General features: G+C 73.7%; 16 protein-coding genes. 6 read left to right on the top strand and 10 right to left on the bottom strand.

Going from position 1 to position 19580, the window contains the following annotated elements; genetic code table 11:
• Window positions 1–18: 18 nt before the first annotated feature.
• Complete coding sequence (locus ABIH81_RS17550) at window positions 19–1464, bottom strand: DedA family protein (protein WP_349875993.1); 1446 nt, start codon at window positions 1462–1464, stop codon at window positions 19–21.
• A 131-nt stretch (window positions 1465–1595) separates the two neighbouring features.
• Here ABIH81_RS17550 and typA point away from each other — a divergent pair, with 131 nt between their 5' ends.
• A complete protein-coding gene (gene typA / locus ABIH81_RS17545) occupies window positions 1596–3464 on the top strand; it encodes a translational GTPase TypA (RefSeq protein ID WP_349875992.1) in 1869 nt (622 codons plus the stop codon).
• 379 nt (window positions 3465–3843) lie between these two features.
• Here the strand turns inward: typA and ABIH81_RS17540 are convergent, their stop codons facing one another.
• Window positions 3844–4509, bottom strand: a complete 666-nt coding sequence (locus ABIH81_RS17540; RefSeq protein ID WP_349875991.1) for a methyltransferase domain-containing protein — start codon at window positions 4507–4509, stop codon at window positions 3844–3846.
• Window positions 4510–4582: 73 nt separating this feature from the next.
• Here ABIH81_RS17540 and ABIH81_RS17535 point away from each other — a divergent pair, with 73 nt between their 5' ends.
• The gene (locus ABIH81_RS17535) at window positions 4583–5449 is read left to right on the top strand and encodes a serine hydrolase (protein WP_349875990.1); all 867 of its coding nucleotides are present in this window, start codon (window positions 4583–4585) and stop codon (window positions 5447–5449) included.
• 5 nt (window positions 5450–5454) lie between these two features.
• On the opposite strand, the gene ABIH81_RS17530 is transcribed toward ABIH81_RS17535, so the two are convergent.
• Window positions 5455–6252 (bottom strand): tyrosine-protein phosphatase, encoded by a 798-nt coding sequence (locus ABIH81_RS17530; RefSeq protein ID WP_349875989.1) that lies wholly within the window; start codon window positions 6250–6252, stop codon window positions 5455–5457.
• Between the two features lie 44 nt (window positions 6253–6296).
• Between ABIH81_RS17530 and ABIH81_RS17525 the strand changes: the two genes are divergently transcribed.
• Both ABIH81_RS17525 and ABIH81_RS17520 read left to right on the top strand, forming a co-directional pair.
• A complete protein-coding gene (locus tag ABIH81_RS17525; protein ID WP_349875988.1) occupies window positions 6297–7394 on the top strand; it encodes a dipeptide epimerase in 1098 nt (365 codons plus the stop codon).
• A 57-nt stretch (window positions 7395–7451) separates the two neighbouring features.
• A complete protein-coding gene (locus tag ABIH81_RS17520) occupies window positions 7452–8552 on the top strand; it encodes a C40 family peptidase (protein ID WP_349875987.1) in 1101 nt (366 codons plus the stop codon).
• 57 nt (window positions 8553–8609) lie between these two features.
• On the opposite strand, the gene ABIH81_RS17515 is transcribed toward ABIH81_RS17520, so the two are convergent.
• Window positions 8610–9608, bottom strand: a complete 999-nt coding sequence (locus ABIH81_RS17515; RefSeq protein ID WP_349881135.1) for a TerC family protein — start codon at window positions 9606–9608, stop codon at window positions 8610–8612.
• Between the two features lie 378 nt (window positions 9609–9986).
• Between ABIH81_RS17515 and ABIH81_RS17510 the strand changes: the two genes are divergently transcribed.
• A complete protein-coding gene (locus ABIH81_RS17510) occupies window positions 9987–10280 on the top strand; it encodes an antibiotic biosynthesis monooxygenase (protein WP_013287496.1) in 294 nt (97 codons plus the stop codon).
• 124 nt (window positions 10281–10404) lie between these two features.
• Here ABIH81_RS17510 and ABIH81_RS17505 read toward each other — a convergent pair whose 3' ends face one another.
• From ABIH81_RS17505 to uvrB, 4 genes are all read right to left on the bottom strand, one after another.
• Window positions 10405–11304, bottom strand: coding sequence for a DUF5753 domain-containing protein (locus tag ABIH81_RS17505; RefSeq protein WP_349875986.1), 900 nt, complete (start codon window positions 11302–11304; stop codon window positions 10405–10407).
• Between the two features lie 85 nt (window positions 11305–11389).
• Window positions 11390–11758, bottom strand: a complete 369-nt coding sequence (locus ABIH81_RS17500; RefSeq protein ID WP_349875985.1) for a VOC family protein — start codon at window positions 11756–11758, stop codon at window positions 11390–11392.
• 49 nt (window positions 11759–11807) lie between these two features.
• Complete coding sequence (locus ABIH81_RS17495; RefSeq protein ID WP_349875984.1) at window positions 11808–12620, bottom strand: helix-turn-helix domain-containing protein; 813 nt, start codon at window positions 12618–12620, stop codon at window positions 11808–11810.
• Between the two features lie 25 nt (window positions 12621–12645).
• Complete coding sequence (gene uvrB, locus ABIH81_RS17490) at window positions 12646–14751, bottom strand: excinuclease ABC subunit UvrB (RefSeq protein ID WP_349875983.1); 2106 nt, start codon at window positions 14749–14751, stop codon at window positions 12646–12648.
• A 299-nt stretch (window positions 14752–15050) separates the two neighbouring features.
• Here uvrB and ABIH81_RS17485 point away from each other — a divergent pair, with 299 nt between their 5' ends.
• The gene (locus tag ABIH81_RS17485; protein WP_349875982.1) at window positions 15051–16697 is read left to right on the top strand and encodes a hypothetical protein; all 1647 of its coding nucleotides are present in this window, start codon (window positions 15051–15053) and stop codon (window positions 16695–16697) included.
• A gap of 46 nt (window positions 16698–16743) precedes the next feature.
• Here ABIH81_RS17485 and coaE read toward each other — a convergent pair whose 3' ends face one another.
• Window positions 16744–17922: a dephospho-CoA kinase gene (coaE, locus tag ABIH81_RS17480; protein ID WP_349875981.1), complete on the bottom strand. Its 1179-nt coding sequence runs from the start codon at window positions 17920–17922 to the stop codon at window positions 16744–16746.
• Between the two features lie 161 nt (window positions 17923–18083).
• Window positions 18084–19571, bottom strand: a complete 1488-nt coding sequence (gene rpsA, locus ABIH81_RS17475; RefSeq protein ID WP_349875980.1) for a 30S ribosomal protein S1 — start codon at window positions 19569–19571, stop codon at window positions 18084–18086.
• Window positions 19572–19580 lie beyond the last annotated feature (9 nt).

Genomic DNA, 19580 nt, shown 5'->3' with positions numbered 1-19580 from the left:
AGCCCTCGTCGGCGCACCCTAGCAAGGATCGACGGGTCCGGGGGGTACCCGCGACGCGGACCGGCGCCGCCGGGGCCGGGGCGGCGACTCCGCGCGGTCCGCGCCGGCCGGCCGCTCGTCCGGGTCCGCCAGCCGGTCCCGGGTCGCCCAAGCCACCACGAACACGGTCGTCCAGGCGAGGCCCAGCAGGACCGCCGTGACGGTGCCGCTCGCGGTACTGAAGCCCAGGTAGAGCCGCGCGCCGGTGACCGTGACCACCCCCGCCGACGCGGCCGTCCACACCGCCGCGCCCACCGGCCAGCGGGCACCCCGCGACAGCAGCCAGGCGAGCGTGCCGAAGCTCGCGGTCACCACCGCGTTCTGAGTCGGGAACAGGTCACCGGGCCGGTCCGGGCCACCCGGACCGGTCAGGTCCGCGACGACGACGAGCAACACGAGCGGTACGGCGGCGCCGACCGTGCCCAGCACCCCGAGCGGGTCGGCCCGCCACGCCCGGCCCCGCCGCGCCACCACCGCGGCCACCACCGCCACCGCGGCGATCAGCACCCAGCCGCGCAGCACCGAGACCGCGAGCAGCGCCGTGTCGACCACCCCTGGGGTACGCCGGGCGGCGAACCAGTCGGCGGCCAGCCCGTCGAGGACACCCAGCCCGCTGTGCGCGACGACCGCCTCCAGCAGGACCGCCACGGCCAGCCCGGCGACGAACAGCAGCGCCAGTCCCAGCGCCAGGTTGATCAGCAGGGTCCAGGCCGGGCCGAGCCGCATGGCGGCCAGGAAGAACAGCACCCCGTACCGGGCCCGTAGCCAGCGCAGCGGCGGCAACGCGGCGGCCCGCGCCGCCAGCGCGCGTACCGGGTCCGGGTTACGCCCCAGCCAGCGGCCGGCGAGCACCACGGCGAGCAGGCACAGCAGCAGGGCCAGCACCGCTCCGGTGGCCCGGCCGAGCAGCTTCGACACCCGCTCGTACGACTCACCGGCCAGGTAGCCGGCCAGCACCGAGGCGCCGACCCAGCTCGCCACCCCGGCCAGGTTCCACGGCGCGAACCGCCGGTACGGCATCCCCGCCGACCCGGCCAGCCGGGGCGCCAGCGTGCGGGCGAACGCGATCCAGCGGGCGGCGAGCACGCCCCGGCCGCCGAGGCGCTCCAGCAGCGAGTCGGCCCGCCGCCACCGGTGCGCGCCGATCCGGGCACCGACGCCCGAGGCGCGCAGACGGGGCCCGTACCGGCGGCCCGCCCGCCACGCGAGTGTGTCTCCGATCACGGCGGCGGCGGTCATCGCCACCAGCACGGGCGCGAGGCGCAGCGTCCCCGCGTACGCTAGGAAGCCGACCAGAAGCAGGGTCGCCTCGCCGGGCATCAGCAGCCCGACGATCACCGCGGTCTCCGCCGCGACGATCGCCGCGGCGGCCAGGTAGATCAGCAGGGGCGGCAGCTCCTGCAGCCAGCTCAGCAGGTCAGGCATCGGACACCCCGCACGGGTGTCAGCATGCCAGTCGCTGGAACGGTCGGCACAGCACTTTCGACGCAGATCCGGGCGATCTCGGGGTGACCCCGAGGCGTGCCCGGGCAACCGCAGACAGGAGTATGGAGGGTATGCAGCTACGCACCGACCTCCGCAACGTCGCCATCATCGCCCACGTCGACCACGGCAAGACGACCCTGGTCGACGCCATGTTGCGGCAGGCCGGCGCCTACGGCGCCCGTGGTGAGACCACCGAGCGGGTCATGGACTCGATGGACCTCGAGCGCGAGAAGGGCATCACCATCCTCGCCAAGAACACCGGCGTGCGGTACATGCCGGCGGACGGCTCGGAACCGGTCACCATCAACATCATCGACACCCCCGGTCACGCCGACTTCGGCGGCGAGGTCGAGCGCGGCCTGACCATGGTCGACGGTGTGGTGCTGCTGGTCGACGCCAGCGAGGGCCCCCTGCCGCAGACCCGGTTCGTGCTCCGCAAGGCGCTGCGCGCCCGGCTGCCGATCATCCTGGTGATCAACAAGGTGGACCGTCCGGACGCCCGGATCAAGGAGGTCGTGGACGACACGTACGAGCTGTTCCTCGACCTGGACGCCGACGAGGAGCAGATCGACTTCCCGATCGTCTACGCCTGCGCCCGCGACGGCATCGCCTCGCTGACCCAGCCCGCCGACGGCGCGGTCCCGGACGACAGCAGCAACCTGGAGCCGCTGTTCCGCACGCTGCTGGACACCATCCCCGCGCCTGCGTACGACGAGGGCGCGCCGCTCCAGGCGCACGTCACCAACCTCGACGCCTCGCCGTTCCTGGGCCGGCTCGCGCTGTGCCGGGTCCGACAGGGCACCATCAGCAAGGGCCAGTCCGTGGCCTGGTGCCGCACCGACGGCAGCACCCAGCGGGTACGCATCTCCGAGCTGCTGATGACCGAGGGCCTGGAGCGCAAGCCGGCCGAGTCCGCCGGGCCGGGCGACATCATCGCCGTCGCCGGCATCCCGGAGATCATGATCGGTGAGACGCTGGCCGACGCCGAGAACCCGGTGCCGCTGCCGCTGATCACCGTGGACGAGCCGGCCATCTCGATGACCATCGGCACCAACACCTCGCCGCTGGTCGGCCGGGTCAAGGGCGCCAAGGTCACCGCCCGGATGGTCAAGGACCGGCTCGACAAGGAGCTGATCGGCAACGTCTCGCTGCGGGTGCTGCCCACCGAGCGGCCGGACGCCTGGGAGGTGCAGGGCCGTGGTGAGCTGGCCCTGGCGATCCTGGTCGAGCAGATGCGCCGCGAGTCCTTCGAGCTGACCGTCGGCAAGCCGCAGGTCGTCACCAAGGAGATCGACGGCAAGACCTGCGAGCCGGTCGAGCGGCTGACCATCGACTCCCCGGAGGAGTACCTGGGCGCCATCACCCAGCTCCTGGCCACCCGCAAGGGCCGGATGGAGCAGCTGGTCAACCACGGCACCGGCTGGATCCGGATGGAGTGGCTGGTCCCGGCGCGCGGCCTGATCGGCTTCCGGACCGAGTTCCTCACCGAGACCCGCGGCACCGGCATCCTGCACCACGTCTTCGAGTCGTACGAGCCGTGGTTCGGCGAGCTGCGCACCCGCAACAACGGGTCGCTGGTCGCCGACCGGTCCGGTGCGGTCACCGCGTTCGCGATGACCAACCTCCAGGAGCGCGGCCAGCTCTTCGTCGAGCCGGGCACCGAGGTGTACGAGGGCATGATCGTCGGCGAGAACTCCCGCTCCGACGACATGGACGTCAACATCACCAAGGAGAAGAAGCTCACCAACATGCGCTCGTCGACCGCCGACGAGACCGAGAAGCTGATCCCGCCGCGCAAGCTGTCCCTGGAGCAGGCGCTGGAGTTCTGCCGCGAGGACGAGTGCGTCGAGGTCACCCCGGCCGCGGTGCGCATCCGCAAGGTGGTGCTGGACCAGACCCAGCGCGGCCGGATGGCCGCCCGCCGCAAGCACGCCGGCTGACCCACCCGCTCACCAGCCCCACCCGGAGCCCGGCCCGCCCCCAGGCGGACCGGGCTCCCCCCTCCCCCCTTCCCCCTCCCCCCTTCCCCACCCGTCTCCGCCCGCCCGCCGCTGCCCGCCCGCCGCCGCCCGCCGCTGGACGATCATGAGGTTGGCGGCAGTCCTGGAGATCAAATCCGCCGCCAACTTCATGATCGACGGATCGGGTGCGAGATCTTGGTACGAAATGGCCCCTATGGGGGCGCTTTGCTTCCAAGATCTCCTGGGTCTCGTGGTGCGGACGCGGGATCCCGGCAGTCGGGAACGGCCGGCCACGTGCGCGAGACGGCACGACGGGCGGCCACGGGTGCGGGCGGCGGGCGGGGTCGGCAGGGTGGGGTCAGGTGGGCTTGGTGGCCTCCAGGGCCAGGACGTCGGGGACGGGGCCGGAACCGGACTCGACCACCCGGGTCAGCCGCAGTCCGGCGGCCGCCACGGCGTCCAGCAGTCCGGCCAGGGGCAGGTGCCACGCGCCCACCCGCGCCCGCACCCCGGTGGCGTTCCACGACCGGACCGTGCGTTCCCGCGAGGCGTACCCGCCGTCGATCACGATCCGCTCCGGCTCGGACCGGTCGGCGAACGCGCCCACGAAGCACGGGTGCACGCCGACGTGCACCAGCCGGCCGCCGGGCGCCAGCACCCGCGCCGCCTCGGCGACCGCCGCCGGATAGTCCGGCATGTCGGTGTGCGCGAGCACGCAGACCACCGCCGGTACGGCTCCGGTGGCCAGCGGCAACGCGGTCGCGTCGGCCCGGGCCACCGGCAGCCGGGCGCGGGCGTGACGTAGCTGCCCGCCGGACAGGTCCACCCCCACCGGTGTCCACCCGAGACGCTTCAGCTCGGCTGCGTGCGCCCCGGTGCCGCAGCACAGGTCCACGCACCGGCCCGGGCCGGCACCCAGCAAATCGGCCAGCACCGACCGGACCCGGTCCATGTAGACCGACGTGGTCTCGCCGGCGTACTCCTCGTACCAGTCGGCGATGTCGTCGTACAACGGGGTCGTCATCTCCGCACGCTAGCCCCGCACCCGAGGCCGCCGCTGCCCCGCGTACGCCGCGACGATCGGCTACGGTGCGCACATGATCTGGGAGGAGCTCGACGCGCATCTGGACAAGGTGCCCGGCACCGTCTCCGCGTACGTGGGCCGCCCCGGCGCGCGGCCCACGTGGACGCGGCGGGCCGACGCCACCCACTACGCGGCGAGCACCATGAAGCTGGCCGTGCTGGTGGCGCTGTTCCGTGCCGCCGAGGCCGGCCGGCTCGACCTGGACGCGCCGGTGCCGGTGCGCAACTCGTTCGACTCCGCGCTGTCCGGCGCGCCCCGGTTCACCAACGACCGCGACTACGACAACGACGAGGCGGTCTGGGACCGCGTCGGCGGCGAGGCGCCGCTGCGCTGGCTCGCCGAACGCATGATCATCCGGTCCAGCAACCTCGCCACGAACATCTGCATCGGCCAGGTGGGGCTGCCCGCCCTCGCGCAGGCGTGGGCGCTCGCCGGGGCGCGGCACAGCGTCACCGGCCGCGGCATCGAAGACTTCGCCGCCCGCGACTCCGGCATCGACAACCTGGTCACCGCCGCCGACCTGGCCGCCCTGCTCGGTGAGCTGGCGCTCGGCGCGATCCGGCCCGGCCCGCTCGCCTCGCCGGCCGGCTGCGCCGCCATGCTTGACGTGCTCGTCGCGCAGGAACACCGCGAGGATCTGGCCGACGGGCTGCCCGGCGGCTCCCGGATCGCGCACAAGAACGGCTGGGTACGCGGTGTGCGCCACGGCGCGGGCGTGGTGTTCCCGGACGACGCGCCGCCGTACACGATCGTCGTCTGCACCACCACCGACCTGGCCGACGGCGGCGCGGACGGCGACGAGGTCTCCGACGACGCCTGCCGGCTGATCGCGCACGTCTCCGCGCGGGTCTGGGCCGCGCGCCACGACCTGGCCGGCTGACCCGGCTACTCCAGCAGCCGCTCGCGCAACGCGGCACGGTCGGCGTCGGTCACCCCCAGACCGTCCCGCAGGTACGCCTCGAACGAGCCGTGCGCGCGGCGTACCTCGTCGTAGGCGGCGTCCAGGTATTCCGGTCGCACCTCCAGCAGCGGCCGGGCCACCGCCGGGTCCAGGTCCGGCCGGCGCTGGATCATCGCCGACAGCAGCACCTCGCGCAGGCTCTCGGTCAGCTCGTTGTGCACCAGGTAGTCGGCGCGGATCGCCTCCTCCTCCACCCCCAGCGCGGTCAGCAGCACCACCGACAGCCAGCCGGTGCGGTCCTTACCGGCCGAGCAGTGGAACAGCAGCGGCAGGTTCGCGCCGTCGGCGGCCAGCCGCACCGCGGCGCCGAACCCGGCCCGCGCCGACTCACCGGTGACGAACCAGCGGTAGATCGCCGTCATCGCCCCCGGCATGCCCTCGCGGGCCAGCGCCGCGTACGCGTCCAGGTCGTGGCCCTGCAACACCGCCGAGACGTACGTGAACACCGGGTGCGCCGCGTCGTAGACCGGCAGGTGCACCATGCGGGGCTCCCCGACCAGCCGGTCCGGCGGGGCCACCGCCTGCTCGTGGACGTCGCGCAGGTCCACCACGCACGCCGGGCCGAGCTTGCCCAGCACCGGCAGGTCCTCGTCGGTCAGCCGGCCCAGCGCGGGCGTGCGGATCAGCCGTCCCGCCCGTACCCGCCGCCCGTCGGTCGTCGGCAGTCCACCCAGGTCACGCGCGTTCGGCGCGCCCACCAGCTCCCATTCCCGCCCGGCCATCGGCCCTCCCCTGCTCGGTGCCAGTTGGCTATAGGGTGCCCCACATGACGATCGCCGCGGTACGCACCCACCGGCTCTCGGCCCCCTTACACACCCCGTTCGTCACCGCGCTGCGCCGCACCACCACCGTGGACACGCTGGTCGTGGAGGTGATCGACGGCGACGGGCGCCCGGGTTTCGGGGAGGCGCCGCAGGTCTGGCAGGTCACCGGCGCGTCGGTGGCGGGCGCCGAGGCGTGCGTACGCGAACTGCTCGCGCCGCTGCTGATCGGCCGCGACGCCGACGACCTCCAGGCGGCCTGCGCCCTGGTGCGCCGCGCCGTGGTGGGCAACGAGTCGGCCAAGGCGGCGGTCGACGTGGCGCTGCACGACCTGGCCGCGCGGCGGCTCGGCGTACCCCTGGTGCGTCTGCTCGGCGGCACGGCGCTGCGCGTGCCGACCGACGTCACGCTGGCCGCCGGTGACGCGGTGGACCTGGCCGCGACGGCGGCGCGACGCGGCGCCGAAGGGTTCACCGTGCTCAAGCTCAAGGTCGGCACGGACGCCCGCGGCGACCTGGAGCGGGTCCGCGCGGTGCGCGCCGCAGTCGGCCCGGACGTGCGGATCCGGCTGGACGCCAACCAGGGCTGGACGCCCCGGGAGGCGGTCCGGGTGATCCGGGCGATCGAGGACGCGGGGCTCGACGTGGAGCTGGTCGAGCAGCCGGTGCACCGCCGCGACCTGGACGGGCTGGCCTGGGTCAGCGACCGGGTGGACCTGCCGATCCTGGCCGACGAGTCCGTCTTCGACGTGCGCGACCTGGTCGAGGTGATCCGGCGGCGGGCCGCCGACATGGTCAACGTGAAGCTGGCCAAGTGCGGCGGCCTGCAACCGGCCCGCACATTGCTCGACCTGGCCGCCGCGCACGGCATGGGCACCATCGTCGGCTCGATGATGGAGGGCCCGGTCGGGGTGGGCGCCGCGGCCAGCCTGGTCGCCGCCTACGGCACCACGGCCGTGTCGGACCTCGACGCCGCCTGGTGGCTGGCCTGGTCGCCGGTCGCCGGCGGCATCCGGTACGAGGGCGCGAACGTGCTGCTGCCGGACGCGCCGGGACTGGGCGTGACCGGACTGCGTGAAGCTAAAATTCAGACACATGCTTGAGCATCGTCAGAATTTTTCATATGGTCGCCCCGACGACCACCGCAGAGAGGGGTACGCGTGGCGCCTCAGCCCGGCCACCGGGCCGTCGTACGGGTACCGGTGGCGACCCTCTGGACCGCGCCCGAGGCGGTACGCCCGATCGACTGCCCCGCCCTCGCCGGCTCCCCCGACGTCGCCGCCTGGATCGCCGGCATGGACCGCGACCAGCTCGTCGGTGACTGCGTCCTGACCCAGCTGCTGCTCGGCGAGCCGGTGCGCGTCACCGAGACCCGGCCGGACGGCTGGGTACGGGTGGTGGCGCTGGGCCAGCCCGCGGCGAAGCTCGGCGCCGACGGCTACCCGGGCTGGCTGCGGGCCGCCCACCTGGCCGATCCCGCCGACGCCGACCCGCCCTCCACTCATCCGGCCGACGCAGGCCCCGCCGACCCCGCTCTGTCCGGCACCGCTCCGGCCGGGCCGGTCGGTACCGGCTCATCCGGTCCTGGTCCGTCCGGTTCCGGTCCGGCCGGTCCTGTTCCAGCCGGTTCCGGTTCGGCCAGCTCGGGTTCCGGTCCGGCCGGCTCCGGTCCGGCCGCCGACAGGCCGCTGACCGTCGACGTCGCCCACACCGCGTTGCGCGCCGAGCCGGACGGCGACGCGGCGCTCACCGGCGTGGTCCTCGGCACCCGGCTCACCCCGGCCGGGCCGCCGGTGGACGGCAGGCGACCGGTCCGCGTACCCGGGCGGGCCGACCCGCTCTGGGCCACGGAGGACGACCTGGTGCCGCTGCCCGCCGAGCGTCCCGAGGCCGAGAAGGTGCTCGCGGTCGCCGAGCGGCTGCGCGACCTGGTCTACGTCTGGGGCGGGATGTCCACCGACGGCATCGACTGTTCCGGGCTGGTGCACCTGGCCTGGCGGCGGTACGGGATCACGCTCCCCCGCGACGCCGACGACCAGGCGGCGGCGACCTCGCGGGTGCCGCTGGACGCCGAACGCCCCGGCGACCTCTACTTCTTCGCCCGGCCCGGCCGGCGCATCCATCACGTGGGGATCGTGTCGGCCGAGCCGCGCGGCGGCCGGCGCCGGATGCTGCACGCCTGCTACCTGACCCGCCGGGTGGTCGAGGAGGAGCTGCCCGCCGACCGGATCGCCACCCTCGTCGGCGCCCACCGCGTCTGACCCCCGGCACACCGCGGGGCGCCCCCCGGAGGGAGGCGCCCCGACGGTACGGGTGGGTCAGCGGCGGGCCTGGGCCAGTTCCCGGCGCCGGTCCCGCGACGACTTCGCCAGGCTGGCAGCCGTGGCCCCGGCCAGGGTGCCGAGGATGACTGTGAGCGAGAGCCAGATCGGGATGTGCGGGGCCCACGCCACGTGCACGCCGCCGTTGATGAACGGCAGGTTGTTCTCGGCCAGTGCCTCCAGCACCAGCTTCACGCCGATGAAGCCGAGCACCACGGCCAGGCCGTAGCTGAGGTAGATGAGCCGGTCCAGCAGGCCGCCGAGCAGGAAGTAGAGCTGCCGCAGCCCCATCAGCGCGAACACGTTGGCGGTGAAGACCAGGTACGGCTCCTGGGTGATGCCGAAGATCGCCGGGATCGAGTCCAGCGCGAAGATCAGGTCGGTGGTGCCGATCGCGATCATCACGATCAACATCGGGGTGAACAGGCGCCGCCCGTGCTCCCGCGTGGTCAGCCGCGCCCCGTCGTAGTCGCGGGACAGCGGCAGCGCCTTGCGGCTCCACCGGATCAGAAGGTTCTCGCTGAACTCGTCCTCGTCCGGCTCGCCCTGCCGGGCCAGGTTCACCGCGGTGTAGATGAGGAACGCGCCGAAGATGTAGAACACCCAGGAGAACTGGGAGATCAGCGCCGCGCCGGCCGCGATGAAGCCGCCCCGCATGATCAGCGCCAGGATGATGCCGACGAGCAGCACCTTCTGCTGGTACTGCCGGGGCACCCCGAACCGGGCCATGATGATCACGAAGACGAAGAGGTTGTCCACCGAGAGGCTGTACTCGGTGAGCCAGCCGGTGTAGAACTCGCCTGCCACGCGGCCACCCGCGGTCAGCCAGAGCACCACGCCGAAGAGCAGCGCCAGGCCGACGTAGAAGCCCACCCACAGGCTGGACTCGCGGACGCTCGGCTCGTGCGGCCGCCGGCCGATGATGAACAGGTCGGCGAGCAGGACCGCGACCATCGCGATCAGCGTTACCGCCCACACCAATGCGGACACGTTCAAATCCATCCTCCGGCAGACACGCTGCGTCGGGCACACCGTACCGCCGGGGTGCGTCGACGCTGACAGGGGTGACTGTCGGAGGTCTCTTCCGCCGGAGCCCGGGTGCCGGGTTCCGACCGGCGGAGCCGGGTCGGGCCACCGGGGGTGCCGGGGCTCTTCCGTGCTGACGACTCCGTCGCGGGGGAATACTCCCCTCCTCGGCCGCCATTGTTCACCATCGCACCAAGGTGGCGCATCTCCGGGCCACCCGTCGATCTCTCGACGTGCTGCGGCTCACGTCGCGCAGTGCGTCCTAGGAGGCTAGCCATCTGCCTGCGCGGGGTGCCGGGATGTCACCCGGGACGTACCGGCGGCGGGCCGGCATGGCAGGCTGCCAGCATGGTTCTTGAGGTCGCGCTGATCGATGTCACCCCCGGACACGAGGACGAGTTCGCCGCCGCCTACGCGCAGGCGCGGCCGATCCTCGCCGGCGCCGAAGGCTGCCGCTCGGTGCGGATGACCCGGGGCGTGGAGTCACCCACCCGGTTCGTGCTGCTCGTCGAGTGGGACTCGGTCGAGGCGCACGACGTGAACTTCCGCCAGACCGAGCGGTTCGCGCAGTGGCGCGGCCTGATCGGCCCGCACTTCGCCGGCCCGCCGCTGGTCGAGCACTTCATCGACGTTCCGGCCTGAACTGTCGTACCCCTGCCGTAGCCTGCGCGCTGCGCGGCCACCGGTCCCGACGGGCATCGGGGGCGCCGGGCCCGGTGGTCGCGCCTCACCGACGGGCCGTGCGGCTCACTCCAGCTCGTGGGGGTCACTCCAGCTCGTGCGGATCGCGCGGCCGGGGCACCGGCGCCGCGCCGAGCCGCCGGGCCACCAGCTCGGCGGAGGCGTCCGCCGGCAGCGCCGCCGCCAGCAGCCGCTCGATGACCCGCTCGTAGTGGGTCACGTCCGCCTCGGCGACCAGCCGCAGGTCGGTGGTGAGCGTCTCCACCAGCACGGTGCGCGGATCCTCCGGGTCGGGGTAGGAGTAGTAGGAGAACGGCGCCAGCGGGTGCGGCCCGTCGCCGCTCGACGCCGCGGACCGCAGCACCCGGACGGTGACGCGGGGCCGTTCGGCGAGCGCGAGCAGATGCCGCATCTGGTCGCGCCACACGTCGGCGGGCAGGCCGTCCGGGTCGCAGACGCGCTCGTCCAACAGTGCGGTGTAGTGCGGCGGGTCCGGCCGGATCAGCAGCTCCTGGCGTGCCACCCGGGCGCGCACGTCGGCGTCCACGTCCACCTCCCCGGCCAGCGCCGCGCCGGCCGACACGCGCAGCCGGGCGTACGCCGGGGTCTGGAGCAGGCCGGGCACGAGCACGCACTGGTACTCCACGATGCGCTCCGCGCCCGCCTCCAGCTCGGCGTACGCCCGCTGGCGCTCCCCCATCTCGCCGAGCGCCTTCGACCAGCCCCGGCCGGTGGCGGCGTCGCGGGCGATGACGATCAGCTCGTCGCGCTGCGGCGGCGGCACCTCGTAGACGTCGAGCAGGTCGAGCACGTCGGCCAGGTCGGGCCGGCTCTGCCCCAGCTCGATGCGGGACAACTTCGAGGTGGACGCCCAGCCCAGCCGGGCGCACACCTGCTCCAACGTGAGCGACTCGCGACGACGCAGCCGGCGCAGCTCCACGCCGAGCCTCGCCCTCCGGACCACAGGACTTGCTGACAACGGCATGCACGCCTCCCGGGAGGGAGCGTACGCATCACCGTCACGCTCGGCAATACCTCGCCCACACAGCGCAACCGTGCGGGCGGCGCGCTCAGGGGCGGTAGGTACCGAACGACCAGACCAGCCCCGCCAGGTCTCGGGCGGCGTAGTCGCGGGAGCCGTAGTCGGTGTCGAACGGCGCCCGGACGATCTCCGCGCCGGCCGCCCGTGCGCGCTCGTGGTGCGCGTCGACGTCGTCGAGCGCCACGTAGACGCGGTAGTCGTCGTCGGCGGGCCGGAACCGCGGCGCCGGCCCCGGGCCGAGCATCACCAGGTCGTCGCCGTACGCCAGCTCGGCGTGGCCGATCGTGCCGTCGGGCAGCTCGTGGGCCTCGCGCACGGAGAAGCCGAACGCGGAACAGAGGAAGTCGACGGCGGCTCGCACGTCGGGATACCGCAGGACCGGATAGACGCTTCGCATGGCGGTCAGTCTGCCGCCGGGGCGGTCGGGCCGGATTGGACGAATGCGATCAGGGCGCGGTCAGCGCGGCCGGGGTGGCGCCGGCGAACTCGCGGAACTCCCGGATCAGGTGCGACTGGTCGTAGTAGCCCCACCGGGCGGCCCGCTCCGCCCATCCGGCGTCGTCCGGCACTGCGGCGTCCGCGGTGAGCAGCGTCCGGCCCAGGCTCGCGTACGCCCGCTCGAAGCGCAGCAGGCGGCCGACAGTCTTCGGCGGCAGGCCGAACTCCCGCCGGAACCGGACCGACAGGTGGCGGCGGGACCAGCCCAGCTCCCCGGCGAGCGTGGCAACGCCGACCGCTCCCCCGCTGCCGTCCAGGCGCCGCCAGGCCGCCAGCAGGTGCGGGTCCAGCGGCGCGGTCGCCGCCAGCCGTGCGGCCAGGGCGGCGTCGAGCCGGGCGAAGCGCTCCGGCCAGCCCGGATCGCCGGCCAGCTCGTCGCGCAGCCGGGCCAGCCAGCCCGCCACCGCGTCGACAGGCACCGCCCGGTTGGCCAGCTCGGCCAGCGGCAGCCCGAGCAGGCGGCGGGCCGCCGGGGCGGTCAGCAGTATCTGCAGCCCGGTGCCGGTCCCGGCAATCCGGGTGGCGCACCAGCCGTCGTACGGGCCGGCCAGGAAGGCGTTGGCGGCGTACGCGCCCCGGCCGGGAGCACGCGGGTCGGTCACGTCGAGCGGGTCGCCCCAGCCGAGGATCAGCACGACGAACGCGCCCGCCACCTCCCGGCGCACGAGCGGGACGGGCGCGTCCTCCCGGTAGCCGAGGTAGCGGTCCACCCACTGGCGCAGCCGCGGGTCGGGGCGCGCGACGACGGCCTCGGTCAGCATCGCGCCGCACCGGCCGTCGCGCCGGTCACCGGACCCCTGCGGCGTCCATCCCGCGCAGCTCCTTCTTGAGGTCGGCTACCTCGTCGCGGATCCGCGCGGCCAGCTCGAACTGCAACTCCCGCGCGGCGGCGAGCATCTGGTCGTTGAGCTCCTGGATGAGGTTGGCCAGGTCGGCCCGGGCCATCCCCTCGCGCGACGGGGTCGCGGCGGCGCCCCGGCGGCTGCGCGTCTCCTTGACCGGCGCCTTGCCGCGGGACAACTGCCGCGCGGCCCCGCCGACGTTGCTGTTCTCGGTGTCCTCCGCCTCGCGGTAGATGTCGTCGAGGATGTCGTGGATCTTCTTGCGCAGCGGCTCCGGCTTGATGCCGTTGGCCTCGTTGTGCGCGATCTGCTTGGCCCGGCGCCGGTTGGTCTCGTCGATCGCGTCCGCCATCGACGGCGTGATCTTGTCGGCGTACATGTGGACCTGACCGGAGACGTTACGGGCCGCGCGGCCGATGGTCTGGATCAGCGACCGGCCGCTGCGCAGGAAGCCCTCCTTGTCGGCGTCCAGGATCGCCACCAGCGAGACCTCGGGCAGGTCGAGACCCTCCCGGAGCAGGTTGATGCCGACCAGCACGTCGTAGTCGCCCTTGCGCAGCTCGCGCAGCAGCTCGACACGGCGCAGCGTGTCGACCTCGGAGTGCAGGTAGCGCACCCGGATGCCGTTCTCCAGCAGGTAGTCGGAGAGGTCCTCGGCCATCTTCTTGGTGAGCGTGGTGACGAGCACCCGCTCGTCCCGCTCGGTACGCAGCTTGATCTCGTGCATGAGGTCGTCGATCTGCCCCTTGGTCGGCTTGACCACCACCTCGGGGTCGATCAGGCCGGTGGGCCGGATCACCTGCTCGACGAACTCGCCCTGCGCCTGCTCCAGCTCCCACGGGCCGGGGGTGGCGGAGAGGAAGACCATCTGGCCCACCCGCTCCAGGAACTCGTCGAAGCGCAGCGGCCGGTTGTCCGCCGCGCTGGGGAGCCGGAAGCCGTGGTCGATCAGCATCCGCTTACGGGAGGCGTCGCCCTCGTACATGCCGCCGATCTGCGGGATGGTCACGTGCGACTCGTCGACCACAGTCAGGAAGTCGTCGGGGAAGTAGTCGAGCAGGCAGTGCGGCGGGCTGCCCGGCAGCCGGCCGTCGATGTGCATGGAGTAGTTCTCGATGCCGGAGCAGAAGCCCACCTGACGCATCATCTCGATGTCGTAGGTGGTGCGCATGCGCAGCCGCTGGGCCTCCAGCAGCTTGCCCTGCCGTTCCAGCTCGGCCAGCCGCTCACCCAGCTCGGCCTCGATGTCGCGGATCGCCCGCTCCATCCGCTCGGGACCGGCGGCGTAGTGCGTGGCCGGGAAGATCATCAGGCTGTCGACCTCGCGGACCACGTCACCGGTCAGCGGGTTGAGGTAGTAGAGCTTCTCGATCTCGTCGCCGAACAGCTCGATCCGGACCGCCAGCTCCTCGTACGCCGGGATGATCTCCAGCGTGTCGCCGCGGACCCGGAACGTGCCGCGCTGGAAGGCCATGTCGTTGCGCGTGTACTGGATGTCGACCAGCCGGCGCAGCAGCTGGTCGCGGTCCAGCTCCTGCCCGACCTTGACCCGCACGGCCCGGTCGAGGTATTCCTCCGGCGTGCCCAGGCCGTAGATCGCCGACACGGTGGCGACCACGATGACGTCCCGCCGGGTGAGCAGCGACATCGTGGCCGAGTGCCGCAGCCGCTCGACCTCCTCGTTGATCGAGGAGTCCTTCTCGATGTAGGTGTCGGTCTGCGGGATGTAGGCCTCGGGCTGGTAGTAGTCGTAGTAGGAGACGAAGTATTCGACCGCGTTGCGCGGCAGCAGCTCGCCGAACTCCTTCGCGAGCTGGGCGGCGAGGGTCTTGTTGGGGGCGAGCACCAGGGTCGGCCGCTGGAGCCGCTCGACCAGCCACGCCGTGGTGGCGCTCTTGCCCGTGCCGGTCGCGCCGAGCAGCACCGTGTTGCGGTCGCCGCGCCGCACGCGACGCTCAAGCTCGTCGATGGCAGCCGGCTGGTCACCGGCCGGCTGGAACTCACTGACGACCTGGAAGCGGCCGTCGAGCCGGGGAATGTCGAGCGCCATGACACCAACGGTACGCCCGAGGTCCGACACTTCCGGCCACGACCACCGACCGTCCCTGATCGGCTTCGATATTCCCATTGTGTGGCTCATCTCACCGGTCTACCCTCAATACCGTAGGCCGCTCGCGGCGGCCGACCGGGCCGGTGATCGCCCCTCGCGGGGCCGGATCGCCCCCGGCGCCAGGGCCGCAGCACCCGGGACGACCGGCGTGCGCGCCGACGGTGGTCGCGCGCAGCGCTGACCGGCCGCCGCGAGCGCCCCTGCTCGTCACCGAAACCCCGCTCTCGCGTTCTCCACTCGTGGGGATCTCTCCCGATCGCCGGCCGCGACGCGAGCCCGACACCGGCGCGCCCCCGCCCGACACCGGCGCGCCCCCGCCCGTCGACGAGCCGGGCCGCCGGCGCGGCGCGAGCCGCCCCCACCCGCTCTCCGCGCGTGGCGACGGCGACCAGGCCGTACCCCGGGAACCGGGCCGCGGCCACCGTCGCGGCCGCACCAGCACACCGACCCGGCCCGCCACCGTGGCCGGCCGGCGGCGCCGCGCCGACCCGCTCGCCGGCCACCGTCCCACGCTCACCACCCGGCCGGCCGGCGACCCGGAGCTGGACGGCGCCGACGACCCGCCGGACGGGCCGGACCGGCGCCGGATCGCGCTCGCCGCGCTCGTGGCAACCGCCGCGATCTCCGCCGCGACGCTCGTCGCCGGCCTGCTGACCTGGGTACCCGACCGCGCCGACGAGACCGGGACGGCACGTCCGCTCACCGCCGCCGAGGCCGACCGGGTGGCCGCGCTGCGGGTCACCAACCTGCGCGACGTACGCGCCGGCGTCCGGGTCACCGTCGGGGCCGACGCCGCCCGCACCGAACTGGTCGGCTGGGTCGACTGGGCGCGCCCCCTGGTCTACCTGGACTCCGGCGGCCCGGGCGCGGGCGCCGACCGGGGCCTGGTCCAGGCCACCGCGTCCGCGCTGCTGGTACGGCCCGACCCCGGCGCGCTCCCCACTCCGGCCCGGCCCCCGCTGGTGCCCCCGCCGGACCGGTGGCGGATGCGGGAGGCAGCCGGCGGGCACGGTCTGGGCGCGGTACGCGACCTGCTGATCGGGCTCGGCGCCGACCGGGTCGACAGGCCCGCCACCGACGGCCGGTGGCTGCGCCACGACCGGGTCGGCGGCATCCCGGTGGACGTGCTCCAGGCGCCCCTCGCACCGCCTGGCGACCCGCGGCCGACGCTGTGGGTGGACGCGGACGCCCGGTTGCACCGGCTCACCGGCCGGCTGGCCGACGGCACACCCGTCACCGTCGACCTGACCCGCGCCGACCGGCCCACCCTGCATGCGGTGGACGCCCTCGGCGGCCGGCCCGGGCAGCCCCGGGCGCTCACCGACGACGAGGCCGCCCGGCTGGCCGCGCTGCCCGCCCGGCTACGGGCGCTGGGCGGCTCGGCGGTGACCGTGGCCGCTCCGCTCACCCCGTCGGCCGACCTGCGGGCCACCGGCACGGTGGACTGGACGAGCCCGTCGGCGTACCTCGCGGTGATCGATGAGGGCAACGGCCGGCGTACCCTCCGCTGGGCCCGGCCGGGACGGGTGGCGCAGGTGCCGCGGTCCCCCGGCGGACCCGCCACGCCTCCGGCCCCGATGCCGGCCGCGCTGCTCGCGGCCCCCGCGCGCCCGCCCGGCGACGATCTCGACCGGCTGCTCGACGCGGCACTGCGGGCGGCCCGGCGCCCGCCGGCCGGTGACACCGTCCGGGTCCGGGAGGACCGCCTGGGCGACCGGACGGTCGACGTGTTCGAGCTGCCGGGCGGCCGCCGTCTGTGGCTGGACCGCGGTGGTCTGCCGCGCCGGATGGAACTTCGGACCGGTTCGGGCGTGTGGATCCGGCTCGACCTCGCGCCGGGGCGGGCGGCGGGCAGCGGCGGATCGTCGGCCTGGACGTCGCGCTGAACCGGCGCGGCCTCCGCGGCCCGCCGGCGCTCCCGGGACGGCCCGGTCAGGGCCGCCAGCCGGTCTGCGCGGCCCACTCCTCGGCGCGCAGGTGCTCCTCGTCGAACCAGGGATCGGTCACCGTGCCCCAGGTGGCGTGCTCCGGCGCGGCCGCCGCGAGATCCCGCTTCACCTGGAGGTAGTCGGCCCGCCGCGCCGGGTCGGCGCGCAGGTGGTCGCGCATCAGCAGCGCGTACCGCCAGCCGGGCGAACCGGCCTCCCGCAGGTGCAGGCGCACCGGACGCCCCGGGTCCGCGCCGCCGTGCAGCCGCTTGGCCCAGCGCACCGGCTCCGGCTGCCGCGGAGCGTCCCACCACTCGCCCGGCAGCCGCGGGAAACCCGCCTCGGCCAGCCGCTGCGCGAGCGGCCCGTCCGCCTCGTCGAGCGAGGACACCGTCACCTGGATGTCGATCACGTCCGGGGCGGCGAGCCCCGGCACGGCGGTGGAGCCGACGTGGTCGACCCGGATGTCACCGCCTGCGGCGTGGCGGATCCGGGCGGCCAGCCGGGCGTACTGCTCGGGCCAGGTCGGATCCGGCCCGGCCAGCGCCGCCGGGTCGGGCGGGACGGCGCGGCGCTCGCGGACGTTGCGCTCGTAGGGCAGCAGGCGGTCCCGCCAGAGGGCGTCCACGGCGGCGTGCAGCTCGGTGAGCGTGCCGTCGTTGGTGAGCACCACGTCGGCGACCGCGCTGCGGGTGGCGTCGTCGGCCTGCGCGGCGATGCGCCGCTGCGCCTCCGCCGCGGACATGCCCCGGTCGCGGCTCAGCCGGGCCATCCGGGCCGGCACGGCCGTCTGCACCACGACCACCAGGTGGTACGTCGGCGCCAGCCCCACCTCGGTCAGCAGCGGTACGTCGTTCACGACGATCGCGTCGGCCGGTGCGGCGGCGACCAGTTCGGCGCTGCGCGCGCGTACGCGGGGGTGGGTGATTCCTTCGAGCGTGCGGCGGGCGGCCTCGTCGCCGAAGACCAGCGCGCCGAGGGCGGCCCGGTCCAGCGCCCCGTCGGCGTCCAGGATCTTCTCGGAGAAGGCGGCGACCACCTCGGCCAGCCCGTCGGTGCCGGGCGCGACGATCTCGCGGGCGATGCGGTCCGAGTCGACGATCACCGCGCCCAGCGCGGCGAGGCGGCTCGCCACCGCGCTCTTGCCCGATCCGATTCCGCCGGTCAGCCCCACCTTCAGCACCCGGACAGTCAACCGGATCCGGCGTCGGCATGCCAAACCCGCCCGGCGTACGACGCGGGCCCCGCCCCCGGCGCTCCGCTGGTGCGGAACGCGGGGACGGGGCCCGTCGTCAGAGGCAGTCGCCGGTTCGTCCGGTGGGACGAACCCGCGTCAGCGTCCGGTCACTTGCCGCCGGCGAGCTTCTCCCGCAGCGCGGCGAGCGCCTCGTCGGTGGCAAGCGTGCCGGCCGGCTCCTCGGCCTGACGGCTCGGGGCCGAGGTCGAGGTCGAGGTGGTGCCGGTGGTGGCCGGAGCCGGGTTGGCAGCGGCCTCGGCGTCGGCGGCGCGGGAGGTCTGCACCTGCTTGGTGTGGGCCTCCCAGCGCTGACGCGCCTCGGCGTACTGCTGCTCCCAGGTCTCGCGCTGCTTGTCGTAGCCCTCGAGCCACTCGCCCGTCTCCGGGTCGAAGCCCTCCGGGTAGATGTAGTTGCCCTGCTCGTCGTACGTCGCGGCCATGCCGTAGAGGGTCGGGTCGAAGTGCTCCTCGCCCTCGACGAAGCCCTCGTTGGCCTGCTTGAGCGACAGCGAGATCCGGCGGCGCTCCAGGTCGATGTCGATGACCTTGACCATGACCTCGGAGCCGACCTGCACGACCTGCTCCGGGATCTCCACGTGGCGCTCGGCCAGCTCGGAGATGTGGACCAGGCCCTCGATGCCGTCGTCCACCCGGACGAACGCGCCGAACGGCACCAGCTTGGTGACCTTACCCGGCACGATCTGCTGGATCGCGTGGGTGCGGGCGAACTGACGCCACGGGTCCTCCTGCGTCGCCTTCAGCGACAGCGAGACCCGCTCGCGGTCCAGGTCGACGTCCAGGACCTCGACCTCGACCTCCTGGCCCACCTCGACGACCTCGGACGGGTGGTCGATGTGCTTCCAGGACAGCTCGGAGACGTGCACCAGGCCGTCCACGCCACCCAGGTCGACGAACGCGCCGAAGTTGACGATCGAGGAGACGACGCCCTTGCGGACCTGCCCCTTCTGCAGCTTGTTGAGGAACTCGGTGCGCACCTCGGACTGCGTCTGCTCCAGCCAGGCCCGGCGGGACAGCACCACGTTGTTGCGGTTCTTGTCCAGCTCGATGATCTTGGCTTCGAGCTCGCGGCCGACGTACGGCTGCAGGTCACGCACACGCCGCATCTCGACGAGCGACGCGGGCAGGAAGCCACGCAGGCCGATGTCGAGGATGAGACCACCCTTGACGACCTCGATGACCGAGCCGCGGACGACGCCGTCCTCGTCCTTGATCTTCTCGATCGTGCCCCAGGCCCGCTCGTACTGCGCCCGCTTCTTGGAGAGGATCAGCCGACCCTCCTTGTCCTCCTTCTGGAGGACGAGGGCCTCGATGTGGTCGCCGACCGAAACGACCTCGGCCGGGTCCACGTCGTGCTTGATCGACAGCTCCCGAGAGGGGATGACGCCCTCGGTCTTGTAGCCGATGTCGAGCAGGACCTCGTCCCGATCGACCTTGACGACGGTGCCTTCGACAATGTCGCCGTCGTTGAAGTACTTGATGGTCTCGTCGATCGCGGCGAGGAAAGCTTCCTCAGAGCCGAGGTCGTCGTGGGTGACCTTGTTGGCGCTCGAGGTGGCCTCGATGCTGCTCGTCATGTGGGCGGT

Source organism: Micromonospora sp. HUAS YX12, from assembly GCF_040215685.1.
Classification (GTDB): domain Bacteria; phylum Actinomycetota; class Actinomycetes; order Mycobacteriales; family Micromonosporaceae; genus Micromonospora; species Micromonospora tulbaghiae.
Note: the sequence above shows the minus strand (reverse complement) of the source record. Positions and strands in the feature narration are given on the sequence as shown.